Origin of the sequence: Nostoc sp., from assembly GCF_036919895.1 — a bacterium.
Classification (GTDB): domain Bacteria; phylum Cyanobacteriota; class Cyanobacteriia; order Cyanobacteriales; family Nostocaceae; genus Nostoc.
Genome location: NZ_JBALBW010000095.1, coordinates 25,917 through 45,257 on the forward strand (window position 1 = coordinate 25,917; position 19,341 = coordinate 45,257).

Genomic DNA, 19,341 nt, shown 5'->3' on the forward strand with positions numbered 1-19,341 from the left:
TTAATTAATTAACTAAAGATATCACTATTTTTTTATCGCTGAGTAATTCAATCTTTTCTTCACTTCCTCTTTAAAAATATTCAATATAGTTGCTTTATATACTGTTTTTTGAGTAAAATTATCTGCCTCTACATTTCTCACAATATAGGGTGGATGTTTTAAAGGAAATTCCATTGGCTGCATCGACATATTGATGAACGAAAATTCCTGGTTGGAAGTGAAGTGAGTCGCGTCCGCACCAACGCCAACATTAGAAATCAAATTGACATTGGGAATAATGCTTAAGCTACCCTGTATCCAGCAGGCAAATGTCCATTGGTAATCCCAGGTTATACCTGTAGGATTGTTATAAACAGACTGAAATATTCGTCGCCAATAACTTACTGCTTTCGGATCGATAAGAATGTCATGTAAGAGGTTTTCTGATTGCACTTCTTGCCAGAGTTTGATAGTCAAATCATAATGCTGCCAAGCACGTCTCCAACTTGCCCAACCCCAGCAGTGGTTGTAGCGAGAAAAATAGTAACTGTAATTGGTACGTTTTCGTCCAAATTGAAGATTTTGAGCAGAGATTGTGGCAATTCTGGTATCGTCTCTATATTTTTCTAGCAGTTCTTCGCTAAATCTGAAAAATGTCGGATGAGGGATACAATCATCTTCTAAAATAATTGTCTCTTCAACATTATTAAATACCCAATCTAAACCACTAGATACTCGTTTTGCACAACCTAAGTTGATATCAGAATAATTCTTGATCACCTCGCATTCCCAATCAACTCTTTCAATAATTGCCCGAGTTGCTTCACACTTTTCTGCCTCATCTTCGCGGTCGGTGCGGGCCCCATCTGCAATTACAAAAAGTTTTGTTGGTTTTGCTTGGCGAATAGCTTCAAAAACCTTCTCTGTTATTTGTGGGCGCTTGAAAATAATAAAAGTTACTGGTGTTTCCATCTTGGATTAATTTGGCTAAATATACTTGCTATATAAAAGTTAGATAATAACGATCAATATTTATAAAAAGGAAGAAGCGATCGCACCTGAATCTTAAAAATCTTTTGTGTTCTTGAATCAAATGCGTTGCATATAAAAGTAGCAGCAGCTTGTGAAATTATTGTTGCACTCGCAGCCCCAAGTCCACCATATTTGGGAATAAGGAATAAATTGAGAATAATGTTTAGTATCGCCCCAAATAAAGTTTTACCTAAAGAAACATTGTTCAAACCTTCAGCAATAAACCAAGGTGATGTGGCAAGACCCATAAATACAAACAAAGAAGTCCAAATATGAACTGATAATATTGGTCCCGCTTCCGCATATCCACTCCCAAACATCACCATAATTATCTTTTCGGATAGGAATGTCATTGGCAGAGCAATTCCTAAAGATATACATGTCATTAGACTGAGTAATTGTCCTATTCGCTGATAGTAAAGACTTTCTGATTTTTCCTTAGCTGCGTAAATTGAAGGAGCAACAGAAGAAACAATAGCCCCCGGAATAAAATACCAAATTTCAGATACACGGACAGCAGCAGAATAAATTCCAACCTCACTATTTCCGATCATTTGACCTAACATCACCTGATCGATTCTCATAAAAATCATGATAGCGAACCCCGAAAAAATTAGAGGTAAACTCTCTTTAAGAAGGGTTTTGGCAGCAGACAAACTCCAACGCCATAACCACAATGAATACCCTTTAACTTGGTAAACAATCAGTAAGCCAATTGCACTCATTGCAAATTCTGCTAATGTTGCCCAAGCAAAAGCTAACAATGATGCTTTTGTTAAAATTAGTCCGATTTTAATAGCAGTATTTAGCAGAAATGCTATGTTTCTAGCGATCACACTGTATTTTGACTGCACCTGTGATTGAAACCACAAATCAACGGTATCAGTCGCCCTAAAAATTCCTGCCATTCCTAAAATTGCAACTAGCGATATCTTCAGTGTTTCATGCTCACCTAAGAAAAACATGGTGCTAACTGCAAATAAGACAGAAGCAATTCCACCAAGCAATTTTAGCCAAAAAGTGGTTCCTAAAATTTCCTCTCTATTTGATGATTGACGGATAATATGGCGAATGACTACATCATCCAACCCTAGAGTGAAAATTGGGCTAAATAAGCTAACAAAAGCTAAAGCATAGTTAAAAAGACCATACTGCTGTACTCCTAAGTAGCGTGCTACCCATACTCCTACAACCAAGCTTGCACCCATACGGAGAATGCGGTCAGCAAACAACCAACCTGTATTGGCAATAATTGCACGCAGCCCAGAACGAGATGTAAATTTTGATAAACTGGGAATTTTTAATTTACTTAGCATGATTTTTAGGAGTTAATTGTGTGACACTTTCTCATGTACTATCTTTGTTTTTTAAGGTGAAACATTATGTTTATTTATCTAGGCTTAATTTATTGCCTACAACATTTTAAATTTACCAGCCATTAGAGTTTTCAAAAAATAGCTAAATAATAAAATTATGCCCTTCGTTTTCCAAAAGAAATTATGCTCAAACAAAAATATTATTTTCATGTATGAAATAAAATCTTCGTGTTTTGGACATGGTATTGTTTTTAACTCATTGAGAGAGGTAAAAGCCAATAACAACGGTAAACTTAAATTATTTTTTTGCAAAATGTAATTAAATAGAGAATTACGTTTCCAGAATCTCTTATATTCATAGTTATTGTCTATATCTAAGAATTTCTTGTTATGATAATGGTTGTTTTGATGTATTCTATACATCACTAAAGGTTTAGACATGTAAAACTTTTTAGCACCTACCAAAGAAGCGCCCCATATCAGACAGTCATCAGCCCTTACACGCCAATCTTCTATATTGGGAATAGGTAAAAATTTTCTAATTATTTCTCTACGTATTGATAATGTTGAAGTTATGGAGCCAATCCATTCACCACTATATAAAGTTCTGATGACTGAATAACCTAAATCCAAATCAACGGTATCAACTTGAAATGTTTCTTCCACTGCCCCAAATTTCTTATAGGCACAAAATATAAAATCACATTCATTACGTCTATTATAAAAATTTAGGGTGGTTTCTAAATATTGAGGTTCATAAATATCATCGGCATCTAGAAAAAATATAATATCCCCAGTCGCAGCTAAAAACCCTTCGTTAAAGGATGATAATTGCCCTTGATTTTTATCTTTTAAAATAGATTTAACATTAGCTAATTGAGTAAATTTAGTGATGACTTCCACAGAATTATCTGTGGAAGCGTCATCAACAATAATAATTTCATCAAATTTAATAGTTTGATTTAAAGCGCTATCAATTGCCTCTGAGAGAAATCCAGCGTAATTGTAATTATTAATTAAACAAGATGTTTTGATTTTATTTATACCCATATAAAAATGCATCTCCAATAGTAAAATGAAATGGAGTTTTACAACTTACAACTACCAATAGGCTGGATATTTTGAAGGATTTGTTGGTATATCGTCAGTTCTACATCTCACCCAGTATTCATTATAAAGAGACTGAAAAAATGGAATTTTATCCCAACGATTGCCTTTAATTCCAAAAAGAATTTGAGTTGCTCCTCCAAGATGCATAGCCTGTTTCCCCAGAGATTTAACGTAAGCAGCTAATGGAAGTCCATAAGCACCACATCCTATAATAGCTATGTCAAAATCTTGATCTTTAATGTTGTTACACATCCAATCATAAGCATCAAACCAAGTATTAAACTGAGTTTGAGTTCCAGCCAGAGACTGAACTGCTTTGAAGGTAATTAACTCAAATTCAGGCAGAATATTTGGATTTTTAAAAAGTAACTTTCTATTGTTTTTATATTGTGATAGGATAGTTTCTGCAAAAGGATGAATGACTAAAACTTTTTTCCCTTCAAGATTCTGACTCCAAGGGTTGTTGTGATAATAAGGCTCAAGTGTATTTAATTCAACAAAAGAAGCTTGTGGACAAGAGTTTCTGATGATTTCTGGCTCTCCAATTTGAAACCATACTCCCAAAGCATCTATAGATTTCGACGATTCTAGAAAAAGTTGACTAAATCGATTTAGATGCTTTTCATCTACTGGAAAAAACCCAGAATCATTAGACATCGATTCAAATATAGATCCCTTGTAACCTCCTTTTAGGTATTCATGTACACAATAAGCTTCTGTGCTGCCAAAGCGACTAATCATAAAAGGTCTACTATCTGTAATCAGATTGGTAAGTAATTCATTACTTTGTTGAGGAGATAATATTTGCTTATAGATGTCATAATTTTTTACCTGATTTTTGAGAATTATTGTCTTTGTATAAAGAGAGCCTTTCCATTTGGCTAATGGAGTATTTGATTTTAGGAATTGCTTGAGATTTTTGCTTAATGTCATTAATTTAATCCTACAGTCAAAAACTTTGGTTTAGATGTTTGTAGTAAGGCTCTGAGGCTCTACATACGAAAATTTAACGCTCTTTGGTAAATTTGGTTAAACTGCTAGATACTAAATCTTGTTCAATTTGTCGTTTTTTGCTTTCAGGTAAATAATTATTAGACTCATTTTTAATATTCACACCATTAATGACTATCCCTAACACCTTCTGACCTGACTGATTTAAAAATTCTTTAGCTGCATTAGCACTGTTCAAGTCGACTACCCCAGGACGAACGACTAATAGAATGCCATCAGTAAGGGTGCTTAAAACAGCAGCATCTGCTATTCCCGAGAGAGGTGGTGTATCAAAAATAACTAGATCGTAATCTCTACAAAAGTTACTTATCAATGTTGCCATCCGTTGAGAATCTAGCAGCGCTACTGGGTTGGGAGGCAAAACTCCAGAAGTAAGAACCTCTAAATTAGGCATAACTTCTTGAACAACTGCATCTAAAGAAACTTGACCTACAATGACATTACTTAGTCCAACTGTATTGTTTAGCCCCCAGATATGATGCTGTATAGGATGACGCATATCTGCATCCACCAACAACACTCGACGGCCTGCTTGAGCCATAGTCACAGCTAAATTTGCAGACACGTCAGACTTTCCTTCTTTGGCAACGGAACTGGTGATTACAATGCTTTTTAGCGGTTTATCAGAACAGAGAAACTTCAAGTTTACTTGAAGTATTTGATATGCGTTACCAAGAGGGAAATAAGGAATATCTCTACCAATGATTTTGGGGATAGGTCTATCAATTCCTCCTATAGAAGAATGAGCTTTACCATTTTTGCCTTGTGCTGGAATTACTCCTAAAACAGTGTATTTCAAGACTTCCTTAGCTTCTTTAACTGTCTTGACTGAGCGGTCTATCAAGTCTAAACTAAAGGCGACAATGACACCTAAGAAAAGACCAACTGCTCCTCCACCAACAATAAATAGCGTTTTGCGAGGCCCTTCTGCTTTTTCGGGAACTAAAGCTAAGGAAATTACACGAGCATTAGGAATTTTTTGGTTCTCTGCAATATCAATTTCTTGGCGTTTCTTTAATAGTGTTTCGTAAGTTGTTTGAGCCGCTTGTAGTTTTCGTTCTAACTCTCGTTGCTTCTGTTCTAGTTTTGGCAAATTATTTGCTCGTTTGATGTAAGCAGCTTGCTGTTGGGAGAGTGTGTCAATTTGTCTTTTTAGACCGATACGATCTGCCTGAGCACGAGTAATATCTGCAATTAAGCTTTGGCGCAGTTGTCCAACCTGTAAACTTGCCTGTGTTACCTGTGCTGTACCAGCGACTTGTCCTGTCCTCTCTTTTAACAAGCTCTGAAGAGCTACAACTTTTGCTTGTAAGTCAATAATTATAGGGTGTTCAGGTGAAAAACGGGTACGTTCTACTGCCAGCTTGCTTTCTGTTTCTTGGAGTTGGGTAAGCACTGTTTGAACTCCAGGTGCTTGACTCAATTCAGATGCAAGTACACCCTGTTGTGGATTTACCTGAGCTTCCTTGCTTAACTGTTCTAAACGACCTGTGACATTATTTAGTTGAGCTTGAGCTTCAGAAAGTTGGTTTCCTAACTTAGAAATCGTATCGACTGCTGCGGTTGCTTCTTGTTCCAGAACAACAATTTTATTCTGTTCTTTAAATACCCGCAGTTTTGATTCAGCTCTTGTAACAATGTCCTCAGCTTTGGGTACTTCCGTTACAAGAACTTCTTTGGCTGTTCGTGCTTCCTCCTGATTAGCCTTGATATTTAGGTCAATATAACTTTTGATAACTTCATTTACAATTTTGGCAGCCAGTCCACGATCGCTACCTTTATAAGAGATTTGTACAACATCGGTGCCTTTGATTCCTTCTATTTTTAGTTGCATTGCCAAGTCAGGAATCGACAGTAGTTTGCCTTTACTATCTTTGAGTTGAAGTGAATTAATTGTTTTGCCAATCACTGGATTTGAGCCAATAACTCTCACCTGAGTTTCCAAGGGATTGTCGTTTAAGTTCAAAGCTTCCAATCTTCCTATATCTTCTGATACCCCTGTGAGGGAGGAAGAACGATTTGTTTTAATCATCAAACTGCCTTCTGCCTTGTATGAGGGTTTCAGTGAAAACGCATACAAGCATCCAAGAGTAACAGCTATGCTAAAAATTCCAACTAGAGGTAGCCAACGCCGTTGAATAACTTCTAAGTATTTCTGAATATTTACTTCTTCAAACTGTGGTAAAGATTCCATCGTCATAATAAGAAAAATTTAAAGTTAAAGACTATTTGCTGTAGATTCTCTTAGTAATATTTGCGTTGGTTATGAGTTAACGAAATTCTATCAAAGCCAGACTCAAATAGACTCAACTTCTTTTTAATTTTAATGAAACTATTGTAGTAATAATTTATCAAAATTTGCTAGCCTATATTCTGATAGCTATATATAGAGTGTTGACGATTTTATTAACTGATTCTAAATTGTTTTAAACCCAGAGTATTATCTGACAGCTTAACCCACAGAATATATTCGACTAAACTGCGTCAAGCATATTTTCTGCATATATTACCCACATTCACAGGGTTTTAGATATTGCTGAGAGAAATAACAGGATAACTCATATTTTTTAGCAATTTATTAGCACTCCTTTTTTTGTTGATTCAGTTTTACGTTAATGCTGATGTAATTATTGATTAGTAATCCGACATTCAATATCATATTATGTAAGAACACTTAAAGCGATAACTTTACAAAAAATTCATATAATATACCAGGACATTAGCTGCCGATTCGCCAATTTTGAAAAGATAAGAGCAATTAATACCTTAATGGTAAGGGATATAGCAATTTTGCCAGCCACGAGTAATGTAAGCGCTTCAGAGATAGACTCTGTGTAGGGAGAAGAGATAATTGGAAAGATTGTATGGATGTTTACGTAAGCTTATTAGAAGCTTTCAGCAACAACTAATTCTTACTCTGAAATAATGCTGAATAATGCCAAGTTTGGGGAATTATACGGAACTGACAATACTCAGATTACATAATCCGAGTATCTAAATTGTAATAACTCTTACTCCGTTTAATTTGCCTAGACTGGTGAAAGGTTTGTTGATGTGCCTTTATGTGTGAAAATTACAACACAGTTCCCGTCCTTGGGTTTATATCCCAGTATTTTAGGTTCAAATGTAAACTTGCAATCATCTTGTAAGATGTATTCTGCAATAGACGCAAAATACATCTTACAAGATTTAGCTAAATAATATTTATGTTGTGTTATCTATGTAACCGTATGGTAACACGTAGAAAAGATAAACGGCTAGTAGTACGGGTAACAAAATATGAATTAGCACAGTTACAAAGGGAGCCAGATAACAGGGGAGTGTCGAATTTTGATGTTTTATAGGGTGGATTCCTCAACAACCTCCTCCTAGACAAAAATTTACCTCTGATTAGACTTCATTAGATTTTTAATGAAGTTTAGCTATACTTCTTAGTACCTGTGTTAGTCTGAAGTACTAAAACTAGACTGCTATTGTTTGATGTCTGTATCTAGCGAATTGTAATTATTAAACTGACATTAAGAGATTGAATTATGAAATCCTCTTTTATCTCCTTAGTGGTTGTGATTGGTGTACTTGTTCTACCTCAGAGTGTCTATGCTAACCAAGATAATGTTCCGATCGCAACAGGCGATGCTCTGAAGGAGCAATTTCACGATCGCAATCGGGCTGGAGTTTTATTGACGGAACCCGCGACAATTACCACTACATGGAGAAATTTCACAGGACAGGCTAATAATTCCAAAAAAACTGCTGAATCAATTTCGTTAGTTCAGGAGCAAGGATGTCAAAAGATTAACCCGCTTGAATTCATCAATAACCCTGGTGCTTTCTTTAAAGAATGTCAGAAGCCAACAAATATCCCAAGTTCTCAAAGCACTGAGCCAATTGAGTATTTTAAGGTTCCTAAGCTCGATTCTGGTATTAGTGTAACAGTTACTAAATTTTGATATCGGAATTTTTTTACTAAGGATAACTAATTTTTGGTAGTGTAATTTACCCTGATAATTTACGCTAAAACATGGATGAAATGTTTATGCTGGCTGCTTTAACTCAAAGCAGAAAAGCTCTGCCGGAATGTTTGCTTAGTCCATCAGTAGGCTGTGTAATTGTAGATACCCAAAAGACAGTAGCTCAAGGGTATAGGCAAGTACCAGGAGAACATCATGCTGAGGCTTACGCACTTAAACAGATTCAAGGTAAAGCTTTCAACTTGTTGAGAATGTATGTAACTCTTGAACCCTGTTCTTTTCATGGACGCACACTTACATGTGCTTTAGCGATCGCAGAGGATTGTCGTATACATGAAATATATTTATCTCTAATCGATCCAGATCCCTGCAATCATAACGTAAATCTTTTCGCTTTAATAAGATATTAGTAGCGATCGCGGGTGTTCATGTCTTGCCAAGAACTATCCTTGGTGCTAATGTGACCACTGTTACTACTTTTATTCTAAAAATGTCTCCAAAAGCAATCAGATTGATAGTATCGCATTCAATGCAGATGTCTGCGTGCAGTATGACAAAAGTGCAATTGTCACACATACCTGCGTCTTCGTTATTCTAAATCCTTAATTACAAGTATTTAGCCGGACTCCGCAAGAAAGCTGTTCTTGAGCATGAAAGTGCTTTTGTTAAAATTTAGCGATCGCCTGTTATGTATCCAGCTTGAGATGATTTAATTATCTAGCAATAAATAAAAGTAAAAAATGAATATTTTATATATAATTAATTCCACTTAATTAGAATTACATAGAAGTATAATCAGCCTATTAAAAAATTAAAAGCTCCGTGGTTAAAAAGTTTGGAGCTATGTTGATATCTGCTGTTATTAAGTTCTCTTTTGGGAATGAGATTTTTGCTCAATCAAGTTTTTATTTTTCCCATTAACTACATTGAAGAATTGAACTACATATAATTATGTTTGAAAATCTGCAATTTTCTATGAGAAACAAGTGTAATTACTTCAAAAGATATAGTGATAATACTTTAGGGGAATTGATTTGTGACTGGTGATAATGTTATTATTATGAGGTGGGTTGATTTTGGGTTTATTATCTCCAACAATTAACTTGTAATGGATCATAGTCCAAAATTCATCAGTATTGCCAATTAATATGATTAGCAGTGTGGAATGGCTATGGGTCTGAATATATAGACTTGATACCAATAAATTGATGAGGTTACAGAGGAGCAAATAACCATGAGCAACTTAACATCTCCACCTACCGAAGTTCAAAAAACGAAGAAAAAAAGTTTAGCCGCAGATAAAAAACCTCGAGCTACAGATGATATTGTGCGTAGTTATCTGCAAGAGATCGGGCGTGTAGATTTGTTGACTCGCGAACAAGAGGTTATTTTTGCCCAACAAGTGCAGCTGATGATGAATTTATTAGCTGCTAAGGAAGAATTGGCTGTGAAATTAGACCACGAACCCACGCTACAAGAATGGGCAGATCGGGTGGAGTTAGCTGTTGAGGTACTAGAGCAACAGTTAAGTCAAGGACACCAAGCCAAGAAAAAAATGATTCAGGCTAATCTCCGGTTGGTGGTAGCAGTGGCGAAGAAATACCAGCACCGCAATCTGGAATTTATGGATCTAATTCAAGAAGGGACTTTGGGTTTAGAGCGAGGAGTGGATAAATTTGATCCTGCTCTTGGTTATAAGTTTTCTACCTACGCTTACTGGTGGATTCGTCAAGGAATCACGCGAGCGATCGCTCAACAAGGACGAACGATTCGTTTACCGATCCACGTCTTTGAGAAACTGAACAAAATTAAACGGGTACAGCGAGAATTATCTCAACAGCTGGGTCGGGTTCCCACTACTGCTGAAATTGCGACTGCATTATCTTTGACACCTAGCCAAGTTAGAGAATGTTTGTATTTGGCGCGTCAACCTTTTTCGCTAGAGGCGCGAGTTGGCGAACAACAAGATACAGAATTGCAGGATATCCTGGAAGATGATGGGCCTTCTCCTGAAGATTATGCTGTTGAAGAATCTTTGCACCAAGATTTACACGACTTGTTGGCAAAGTTATCTCCCCAGCAGCGAGAAATATTAACCTTGCGATTTGGTTTGACTGATGGCTATGAACTTTCTTTAGCGCAGATTGGCGATCGCATGGGGATTAGTCGAGAACGGGTACGCCAGATTGAGCAAAAAGCTCTCAGTCTTCTCCGACGACAAAAGGAACAAGTACGGAGTTATCTAGCTAGTTAAAGTCATTTTTTAACAATTTAGAGCATTAAAACTCAGGAACTCACCATAATGGCTGTATGTATAAAATTCAGTCATTTTGGGGGAAAATAAACCTAAGTAATCTCTATCAAAGATTTGATATGGGTACATCAAAGATGGTGCAACAATTGCAAGCGCAATGGGTAAATTCTGAAAATTTTCAGCCTTATGGACAGGTGATTTTTGCAAGTCTTGATGGCAAAGGTTACGATTCGGAAGATGCCCTGTTAAACCTGCAAAACGGGATTCCACGATTTTATATTATGCGGTTGAAGGAGAGAGGGCGAAAGTTTCACAAAATTACTCGCCATCAGCAATGCACTCAATGTTTAGGTTCTTTGTCAGGGAAGGATTGGTTAATTGCTGTTTGTCCTCCTCATAATGATATGAATGAACCAGCATTAGAAGAGATTGCTGCTTTCCGCATTCCGGGGAATTGTTTTATCAAGCTGCATGAGGGGACTTGGCACGCTGGGCCCCATTTTGACCATGAAGCTGTGGATTTTTATAATTTGGAATTAGCTGATACGAATGTGGTGGATCATTTTACTCATGATTTTTTTAAGAGTCATCAATTAGAGTTTGAGATGGTTTAAGGAAATCAACGAACCACAGAGGCGCAGAGAACACAGAGAGAAGAGAAATAGAGAGGATTTTTTCATCTGTTTTGGAATATTTAGGACTTACGCAGAAAGGCAGTAAAAGCCTTGATTTTCCGTAGGGGCAATTCATGAATTGCCCCTACTATTGTGTCAAATTAATTTTGACGGTTAGAGAGACGCGATAAATCGCCGTCTCTACAGGGGATTTATCCATCAATTATTTATTGACAGACTACTAAGACAGATGCTGTAACAAAGAGTTTTAACTCAATGCCGACTTTAACTCACTTTCTGCTTGTGCCAATGCATCTGGTAATTTACTCGCATCGCGTCCGCCGGCTTGGGCTAAGTTCGGTCTTCCACCGCCGCCGCCACCGCAGATTTTAGCGATCGCACCGACAAATTTACCAGCTTGCAAACCTTTTTTGTTGACTTCTTGACTAAAAGCTGCAACTATGCTTACCTTGTCGGCTTCGGGAACAGAACCTAGTACCACTGCACCGTTACCGATTTTTTGCAATAAGCGTTCGGCTGCGGTTTTCAATGATTCTGGATCGACATCTTCTAATTGGGCGACGATGATTTTATGATCGCCTACAGTTTCGGCTGTTTGTAGTAAACTGTCAGACTTAGCGATCGCTAATTGTACCTTCAAGGTTTCCAATTCCTTCTGGCTAGTTCTGAGTTCGCTTTGCAGACTTGTAATTCTGTCTGGCAATTCTTCGGGTTTAACTTTAAAGCGATCGCTCAAATCTTTAACTACTTTATCCCGCAGGTTGAGATAATCTAGGATTGCCGGCCCTGAAACAGCTTCAATGCGCCGCACTCCAGAAGCCACGCCAGCTTCCGAGATAATCTTGAAAACACCAATTTCAGCCGTATTGCTGACATGAGTTCCACCGCACAGTTCCATTGATACGCTAGGGAAGTCAATTACCCGCACTTCATCGCCGTATTTTTCGCCGAACATGGCAACAGCACCTTTAGCTTTCGCCTCTGCTAAAGGTAATACTTCCACCTTTGCAGCATGGGCTTCAGCAATCCAAGTGTTTACCTGTTCTTCAATTTGTTGCACTTCCTCTGCTGTTAACGCGCGGGGACAGTTGAAATCGAAGCGCAACCGATCGAAGGAAACCAAGGAACCTGCTTGAGATATGCCATCATCAACAATTTTTTTCAATGCTGCTTGTAACAGATGCGTTGCAGTATGGTTTGCTTGGGCGCGACGGCGACAAGCCGGATCGATTTGGGCGTTGACGCGATCGCCTACGCGCAGTGTACCGCGTTCGATCCGTCCGAAGTGAACAAAGAAATCAGATTCTTTTTTAACATCTTCAACGCGAGCAACAATCCCATCACCAGAGATATAACCGCGATCGCCAATTTGTCCCCCGGATTCAGCATAAAATGGCGTTTTGTCAAGAACAATTTGTACCTGTGTTCCCGCTTCTGCTTCCTCTTGGGAAACACCTTCTAGCAAAATCGCTTCGACTTTCGCTGTCGTTGCAGGTTGGGTATAGCCTAAAAACTCGGTGACTTGGATGTGTTCTGCTAGCTTGTCGAGGGAACCTTGCACAGTTAAATCGATGGTTTCATGTGCATCTCTACCACGTCCTTTTTGGATTTCCATTTGTGCCTCAAATCCCTCAACATCAACTGTGAGATTATTTTCCTCGGCAACTTCTTGAGTAAGTTCGAGAGGAAATCCGTAGGTGTCATAAAGGGTAAATGCACTTTCACCACTAATTTGAGTGTTTCCTTGCTGTTTTACCTCTTGGATGATTTCTTCTAGGAGTTTTTCGCCTCTATCCAGAGTTCTGAGGAAATTCGATTCTTCCCGTTGCAACTCAGCTTTAATTGCTGCTTCCCGTTGGCGCACATTAGGGTAAGCTGATTCAGAAAGAGCGATCGCACTTTCGGCAACTTGGGTAGTAAATTCGCCAGAAATCCCAATTAATCGCCCATGACGCACCACGCGCCGAATTAATCGCCGCAACACATAACCTCTTCCGACGTTAGAAGCGCGAATTTCATCAGCGATCATGTGGACAACAGAACGAACGTGATCGCCAATAACTTTTAGAGAAACTTTGGTTTTCTCATCGCTGCTGTGGTAGTCAATGCCAGCAATTTGGGCGGCTGTTTGAATAATTGGGAAAATTAGGTCAGTTTCATAGTTATTCGGCACTTTTTGGAGAATTTGCGCCATTCTCTCCAAACCCATACCGGTGTCAATGTTCTTGTTTTGCAGTGGCGTTAAATTACCGGAAGCATCCCGGTTATATTGCATGAACACGAGGTTGTAAAACTCGATAAACCGGGAATCGTCTTCTAAATCGATATTTTCGTCACCGCGTTCTGGGTGGAAGTCGTAATATATTTCTGAACAAGGGCCACAAGGGCCAGTCGGGCCAGATACCCAAAAGTTATCATCTTCGCCCAAGCGTTTAATTCTCGCTACCGGCACACCAATTTGATCGCGCCAGATAGCAAAGGCTTCATCATCATCTTCAAAGACGCTGACGACGAGATTTTGGGGGGAAAAGCCAAAGACTTGGGTGGAGATTTCCCAACCCCAAGCGATCGCTTGTTCTTTAAAATAATCACCAAAGCTGAAATTACCCAGCATCTCAAAAAACGTATGATGCCGTTTAGTGCGTCCAACATTTTCGATATCGTTGGTACGGATACACTTTTGCGAAGTCGTAGCCCGCTTAAACTCTGGTGTCCTCTGCCCCAAGAATATCGGCTTAAATGGTAGCATCCCCGCGATCGTTAGCAGCACAGTTGGGTCTTCTGGCACGAGAGAGGCACTTGGAAGGATTTGGTGACTCCGTTGGGCAAAGAAGTTAAGGAATATGTTGCGAATTTCGTTACCGCTTAGGTACTGGGGATTTGAAGACATAGGTATTTTTAACTTTAGACTTGGGCGTAGCGGCACTAGATAGGTGTATTTTCATCAATAGCTTTATATATTCTTGCATTTTGTTTCATATTACCGCCAGTAAATTGTGCAAGTCTGTAAGCTATATCCAGTGATGAGGATGCTTTTAGGCTATTATCTGCCTCTAGCAGGATATGTGACTGCCTTTCGATAGTTAGCATTAATTCTTAAGAAATACTTTAAAACCCCGTACCAAGGTAATAAATGGTACTACAGATGAAAGTATCAAATATTGCTTGTGAGGGATGTGCAGAAACAATTACTGAATCCATCCACGTTATGGAACCTGAGTCTAAGGTGGATGTCGATGTTAAAGCTAAAACTGTCACGGTGGAATCCGCAACTTCTGAATTCTTCTTCAAGATGTTGCAACCAATTAAACAAAAAATGCGAGTTAAGTAAACAAACCCAGATAAAGCGAGTAGGCAGAGACATTTTATTTCTCCTGCCAATACATTGTTAAACCAAGCTTTACACCCCAGTTTCAATTGGAGATTTTTTACCCTATAAATTCGCTCTGCAATTGTAGAGTTTATTAGTGCCAGAAAGCTCCATGTCCATATCAGCAGAGAGTTTTGCTATCTATTTAGTTCTGCATTATTTTTGCCATACACTCCTACCTTAATACCTAATGAGAGCCTAGTTTATTAATAAAAATGCAGAAGTCTCCTATGGTAAATAACATTTTTAATTCAATGATAAAATTTTGGTTTCAAGCGTTGAGTTAAAACTTTTTATATTTTCTTAATTTTTCTACACAAAAAGAAATTTAATTGCCTAGGATGACGGTTATTACAAACTATTCATTTTAGTAATTTTATCAGGAAAATAACACTTAAGAAACTACAGGAATAGTTTTTATATATCTAATAAATATTCAGTATTTTTACTGTTTGAAAAATATTGTGTAAAGAAGACATTAGTTGTCAGAAGTAGATATTTCAACAACTGTAGGAGTAAAGATAAAACCTTAAAAGGAGATTAAATTTGGAAAAATAATGTAGATTAAGTGTTCAAAAAATAATATATCAAGAAATATAACTCAGCCTAAAAAATCATATCTAGCATTAGGCAACAACAGCAGCATGTTACTCAAATTAATTTCTTTAAAATTTAAATAGGATAAAAAATAAAGCAATGAATATTTCTATTCTGGTCTTTGGAAAAAATCATTTTATCGCCACACTTCCAGATCAGATCCGTTATGCGACTGCTTTTAATGTAGAAGACATAGACAATCTGAATCAAGCAGTGTCGCGGATTAAAACAACGCCCCCCGATATAATACTTGTGCAGGCTAGTCTTGATGGCAGTATAGAACTGTGCAGTTGGTTGAAAGACCAGACAAAACTATCTTGGATATACTGTATTCTTTTCGAGGATCGTTCCCAACAACTTACTGATAGAAATAAGGGTTGGCATAGAGAATTAGAGATGAGCGCCGCGGCCCTAAAGCAAGGAGCCGATGCTTATATTTGGCATCTTATCGATAAAAAAACAGACCATAATTTGGCGGAGTTGACTGCTAATCATGGATTAATACTTGCTCAATTGACTGTTGGCTTGCGAAAAGCACAAAAATATCGAGATTTGATTCGGACAAATGATATGTTATCAGCGATCGCCTTAGCTGATTCGTTGACAGAATTAAGTAATCGTCGTGCTTTAGAATGGGACTTACCGAGGCAAATTGAAAGAGCTAGAAGTCAAAAAACTTCTCTGAGTTTGATTATTCTAGATGTAGATCATTTCAAGAAAGTTAACGATACTCATGGACATTTAGTAGGCGATCGCATTTTGCAAGTATTATGTCAGCGTTTGCGACACAACCTACGCTGTCAAGACACAGCATTCCGCTATGGTGGCGAAGAATTTGTGATTCTTCTGGCTAACACTACTGATGATGAAGCACTATTAATAGCCCGTCGTCTTAATCGCGTAGTCAGCGACGAACCATTTGCACTCAGTAATAAACTGACAATTAATATCACTATTAGTCTGGGTACAGCCAGTCTCCAAGCTGACGATGACAAACAAGGAGAGAGTCTGCTGAATCGCGCCGATCAGTGTCTGTTACAGGCTAAAAATGCTGGGCGTAATCGAGTTATTCACTCAAAATACTTATCTCATCATGTTTCACATTTAAAAGCTGTTTCTTCATAAAAGTAGGGATTTGTCATTTGTCATTCCCCATTCCTAACTCAGCATGACAATCTTCTACCGAAGCGCGTTGTCGCATGGTATTAACTAAAGCTTCATAACTAGACCAATTTTCTTGCAGTAGGGTTTTTGCTTGGAGGGCATGAAACCGCAGTTTCTGTTGATAAACTGATTCAGAAAAGCCCAAAATTGTCAAGACTCCTATCAGCTTGCTTTTATCATCAGCGCCACCCTCAGCATCATTAAAAACTAGAGTTTCAGCAGCAATACCCGCCATCCAAACAGTGCAGTAGCGGTCTAGCATTTGGGCGGTGATTTTACCCACTTCTAATTGAGATGCTAATTCGCGATCGTCAAAGCTAACGCCACCTTGCCCAGGTTGCCCCTGTTTCCAGGCTTCCCAAGCACTGAGTGTGTAGCCGGTAACGGGAATCCCCAGCAGGTCAGCAACCAAAAAATGCCCTGCTTCGTGGTGGACGATGCGATCGCGGTGTTCGCTAGAAAAACCAGCAATCCAATCTAAAAAGATAGTACCACCCTTGCCTTGCAAGCTAAAACTATCCAACGTAGCTATGCCTAATATGGTGAAGGTTGCAAGTGCCGGCACTGCTGGCGACAAATTCAAAAATGGCCCCAGCAGTACTGATAGGGTCATGAGAAAGATAGATATTGCAACTAAATTTAAAGTAGTCTGGCTCATTGAGAGTTTTTTGAGTGCAGCTTAATGTTTCATTATAAAGCGATGTCTACGACAGGCGTAGATACAGCACAACTTCTGTATTAAGTTCCTTTATCAATCTCTTTAAACAGCCTGTCAACTAGCCGACAAGCATCTCATCAAATTAATGTAGATCGGTAAATTGAGTTAAACAATAAGAGTCATTTAATAAATTGCAATTATCTGAAAAAAAGGCTTGTTACCAATAGTATTAGCGCCAGAAGTTAATTCCGTTTGACTTGATTAAATATCTCCAAAAAAATCATATGTTTTGGAGATATTTTTGTTTCTTTTAGGAAACAATACAAATGGATAAGTTTTATCATTAAGTAACAAAATCTTAATTTATCTATCTATATAAATAGGTATCTTTGATGCTAAACTACCATTGGTTTTGGGTTGCACTGTAACTTAACTCAACCGACAGGAGCCGATTCTTCCTGACTATGCTGAAAACAATTGCACTGAAAACTTCCATGAAAACTCTAGCTCTACTATCTGTCACAGCCTTCGCCGCAACATCTGGATTAGTTTTCGGCACAATGCAAGCTGCCTCTGCTTTAAGTTGGAACTGGAATTATTCTGGTACTGGCATAGCAGCAAATGGTACTTTCACAACAAATAATACCCCTAACGATTTAGGTTTTTACCTGATTTCTGGAATTACTGGTACACGAAATGGTGAAACAATTACTGGTCTACAACCTGCCGGAACTCCAATACCAGGAAACGAACCTTTTAATGTTGACAATTTAATTAGTCTTAATACTCAGCAGTTAACAGGTGATGGTTTTGGGTATTCTATATTGGGGGGAAACTATTCTAGTCCGTTTTTCGCTAGTTTTTTGCCGACACCAAGTTATTTAGAGGTTTTTTCTGCACCGCCAATTACACTAGGGTCGGAAAGTTTTGGGCCGGAAGATAGTGAGTTACCCATTAGTTTTTCTGCAACCATAATCACTGTCCCTGAACCCACCTCAGTTCTTAGCTTACTTGCCCTCGGTACTCTCTGCGCTGGTTCAGCAATCAAACAGAATAAGCGATCCAAATTCACTGAGAAGAAGCTTAAAAAAGTTTCCTAAAAACATGCAGAAATCTTCAGCTAATTAAACCTTAGCGTAGGCTGTTGACTTTGATTGAATTTAGGTTTTTTTGGTTCATGTTATTTTTGTGTCATATATTCTGCATGACTTTTAACTCCTAAAAAGGCATAGAGTCAACAGCCTAACCTTAGCGTGGGTTAACACAGATGTCATTGATATTAGTGTCAGCTTAAGTTCTATCAAATGGAATTCGCGGCTACACAAACAAAATCTGCGTATGCGGAATAAGACAAAATTAAATTTTCAAAATCACTCAAATACCACTGTCCTATTACCGTATACCAATACACGATTTTGTAAGTGCGATCGCACCGCTCTTGCTAATACAACTCTCTCCAAATCTTTGCCTTTTCTCACCAAATCATCAACTTCATCCCGGTGGCTAACTCGAACTACATCTTGTTCAATAATTGGCCCTGCATCTAAATCAGCAGTGGCATAATGAGCCGTTGCCCCAATAATTTTTACCCCACGTTTAAAAGCTCGGTGATAGGGATTCGCACCGATAAAAGCTGGTAAAAATGAATGATGTATATTAATAATTTGCGGAAATTGACTAATGAAATCTGCACTAACAATCTGCATATATTTCGCCAATACAACTAAATCTATTTTGTACTGGTGGAGTAATTCTAGTTGTTGGGCTTCTTGTGCTGATTTATTATCTTTAGTAATAGAAACGTGCTGAAAGTCGATATTAAATTGTTCTGCAACTACCTTTAAACTAGCATGGTTACTAATAATTAAAGGAATTTCAGCAATAAATTCTTTAGCACGTTGTCGCCAAATCAAATCAAATAGACAATGGTCTTGCCGACTTACCCAAATAGCAATGCGTGGTACTGTATCAGAAAAACGTATTTCCCACTTAGCACCTAAAGGTTGAGCAATGGAATTAAAAGCAGGGGCAATGAATTCTCGCGGTAAATTAAACCCCTCTAGCTGCCATTCAATGCGAGTGAGAAATAACCCAGCAGCAAAATCTGTATGCTGATCTGCATGGATAATATTACCACCGTTAGAATAGATGAAATTAGCAAATTTCGCCACTAGTCCCTGTTGATCTGGACAGGAAATCAGCAATGTTGCTGTCGGATTTGTCATAATATCGCCAGATTTTTTA

General features: G+C 38.0%; 16 protein-coding genes and 1 pseudogene. 8 read left to right on the forward strand and 9 right to left on the reverse strand.

Features of this window, described 5'->3' with window-relative positions; translation table 11 throughout:
- Nucleotides 1-24 precede the first annotated feature (24 nt).
- From V7K55_RS19235 to V7K55_RS19255, 5 genes are all read right to left on the reverse strand, one after another.
- Nucleotides 25-951 (reverse strand): glycosyltransferase family 2 protein, encoded by a 927-nt coding sequence (locus V7K55_RS19235; protein WP_334834157.1) that lies wholly within the window; start codon nucleotides 949-951, stop codon nucleotides 25-27.
- A 53-nt stretch (nucleotides 952-1,004) separates the two neighbouring features.
- Complete coding sequence (locus tag V7K55_RS19240; RefSeq protein ID WP_334834160.1) at nucleotides 1,005-2,327, reverse strand: flippase; 1,323 nt, start codon at nucleotides 2,325-2,327, stop codon at nucleotides 1,005-1,007.
- Between the two features lie 96 nt (nucleotides 2,328-2,423).
- Entirely contained in the window at nucleotides 2,424-3,377 is a 954-nt protein-coding gene (locus V7K55_RS19245) for a glycosyltransferase family 2 protein (protein ID WP_334834163.1), read from the reverse strand.
- A gap of 51 nt (nucleotides 3,378-3,428) precedes the next feature.
- The gene (locus V7K55_RS19250) at nucleotides 3,429-4,370 is read right to left on the reverse strand and encodes a hypothetical protein (RefSeq protein WP_334834165.1); all 942 of its coding nucleotides are present in this window, start codon (nucleotides 4,368-4,370) and stop codon (nucleotides 3,429-3,431) included.
- Nucleotides 4,371-4,443: 73 nt separating this feature from the next.
- Nucleotides 4,444-6,648 carry a GumC family protein gene (locus V7K55_RS19255; protein WP_334834167.1) on the reverse strand — a complete coding sequence of 735 codons (2,205 nt, stop codon included), beginning with the start codon at nucleotides 6,646-6,648 and terminating at the stop codon, nucleotides 4,444-4,446.
- Nucleotides 6,649-7,981: 1,333 nt separating this feature from the next.
- Between V7K55_RS19255 and V7K55_RS19260 the strand changes: the two genes are divergently transcribed.
- The 5 genes and pseudogenes from V7K55_RS19260 to V7K55_RS19280 all read left to right on the forward strand — a co-directional run bounded on the left by V7K55_RS19260 (nucleotide 7,982) and on the right by V7K55_RS19280 (nucleotide 11,287).
- The gene (locus V7K55_RS19260; protein WP_334834169.1) at nucleotides 7,982-8,398 is read left to right on the forward strand and encodes a hypothetical protein; all 417 of its coding nucleotides are present in this window, start codon (nucleotides 7,982-7,984) and stop codon (nucleotides 8,396-8,398) included.
- A gap of 86 nt (nucleotides 8,399-8,484) precedes the next feature.
- Nucleotides 8,485-8,829 carry a deaminase gene (locus tag V7K55_RS19265; protein WP_334834171.1) on the forward strand — a complete coding sequence of 115 codons (345 nt, stop codon included), beginning with the start codon at nucleotides 8,485-8,487 and terminating at the stop codon, nucleotides 8,827-8,829.
- 82 nt (nucleotides 8,830-8,911) lie between these two features.
- Nucleotides 8,912-9,025, forward strand: a pseudogene (locus tag V7K55_RS19270) (DUF3172 domain-containing protein); the annotation flags it as partial.
- 628 nt (nucleotides 9,026-9,653) lie between these two features.
- Nucleotides 9,654-10,673, forward strand: coding sequence for an RNA polymerase sigma factor, RpoD/SigA family (locus V7K55_RS19275; RefSeq protein WP_334834173.1), 1,020 nt, complete (start codon nucleotides 9,654-9,656; stop codon nucleotides 10,671-10,673).
- Nucleotides 10,674-10,792: 119 nt separating this feature from the next.
- Complete coding sequence (locus V7K55_RS19280; protein WP_334834175.1) at nucleotides 10,793-11,287, forward strand: ureidoglycolate lyase; 495 nt, start codon at nucleotides 10,793-10,795, stop codon at nucleotides 11,285-11,287.
- A gap of 268 nt (nucleotides 11,288-11,555) precedes the next feature.
- Here the strand turns inward: V7K55_RS19280 and alaS are convergent, their stop codons facing one another.
- On the reverse strand, nucleotides 11,556-14,198 hold the full coding sequence (alaS, locus tag V7K55_RS19285) for an alanine--tRNA ligase (RefSeq protein ID WP_334834177.1): 2,643 nt from the start codon (nucleotides 14,196-14,198) through the stop codon (nucleotides 11,556-11,558).
- A gap of 35 nt (nucleotides 14,199-14,233) precedes the next feature.
- On the reverse strand, nucleotides 14,234-14,398 hold the full coding sequence (locus V7K55_RS19290; protein WP_334834179.1) for a hypothetical protein: 165 nt from the start codon (nucleotides 14,396-14,398) through the stop codon (nucleotides 14,234-14,236).
- Between the two features lie 43 nt (nucleotides 14,399-14,441).
- Here V7K55_RS19290 and V7K55_RS19295 point away from each other — a divergent pair, with 43 nt between their 5' ends.
- Together V7K55_RS19295 and V7K55_RS19300 are read left to right on the forward strand one after the other, a co-directional pair.
- A complete protein-coding gene (locus V7K55_RS19295; RefSeq protein ID WP_334834181.1) occupies nucleotides 14,442-14,639 on the forward strand; it encodes a heavy-metal-associated domain-containing protein in 198 nt (65 codons plus the stop codon).
- A 735-nt stretch (nucleotides 14,640-15,374) separates the two neighbouring features.
- Nucleotides 15,375-16,400, forward strand: coding sequence for a GGDEF domain-containing protein (locus V7K55_RS19300; RefSeq protein ID WP_334834183.1), 1,026 nt, complete (start codon nucleotides 15,375-15,377; stop codon nucleotides 16,398-16,400).
- A 13-nt stretch (nucleotides 16,401-16,413) separates the two neighbouring features.
- Here V7K55_RS19300 and V7K55_RS19305 read toward each other — a convergent pair whose 3' ends face one another.
- The gene (locus V7K55_RS19305; protein WP_334834185.1) at nucleotides 16,414-17,097 is read right to left on the reverse strand and encodes an ATP-dependent Zn protease; all 684 of its coding nucleotides are present in this window, start codon (nucleotides 17,095-17,097) and stop codon (nucleotides 16,414-16,416) included.
- 464 nt (nucleotides 17,098-17,561) lie between these two features.
- Between V7K55_RS19305 and V7K55_RS19310 the strand changes: the two genes are divergently transcribed.
- Nucleotides 17,562-18,197, forward strand: a complete 636-nt coding sequence (locus V7K55_RS19310; protein WP_334834187.1) for a PEP-CTERM sorting domain-containing protein — start codon at nucleotides 17,562-17,564, stop codon at nucleotides 18,195-18,197.
- Nucleotides 18,198-18,467: 270 nt separating this feature from the next.
- Here V7K55_RS19310 and purU read toward each other — a convergent pair whose 3' ends face one another.
- Nucleotides 18,468-19,322: a formyltetrahydrofolate deformylase gene (gene purU / locus V7K55_RS19315; RefSeq protein ID WP_334834189.1), complete on the reverse strand. Its 855-nt coding sequence runs from the start codon at nucleotides 19,320-19,322 to the stop codon at nucleotides 18,468-18,470.
- Nucleotides 19,323-19,341 lie beyond the last annotated feature (19 nt).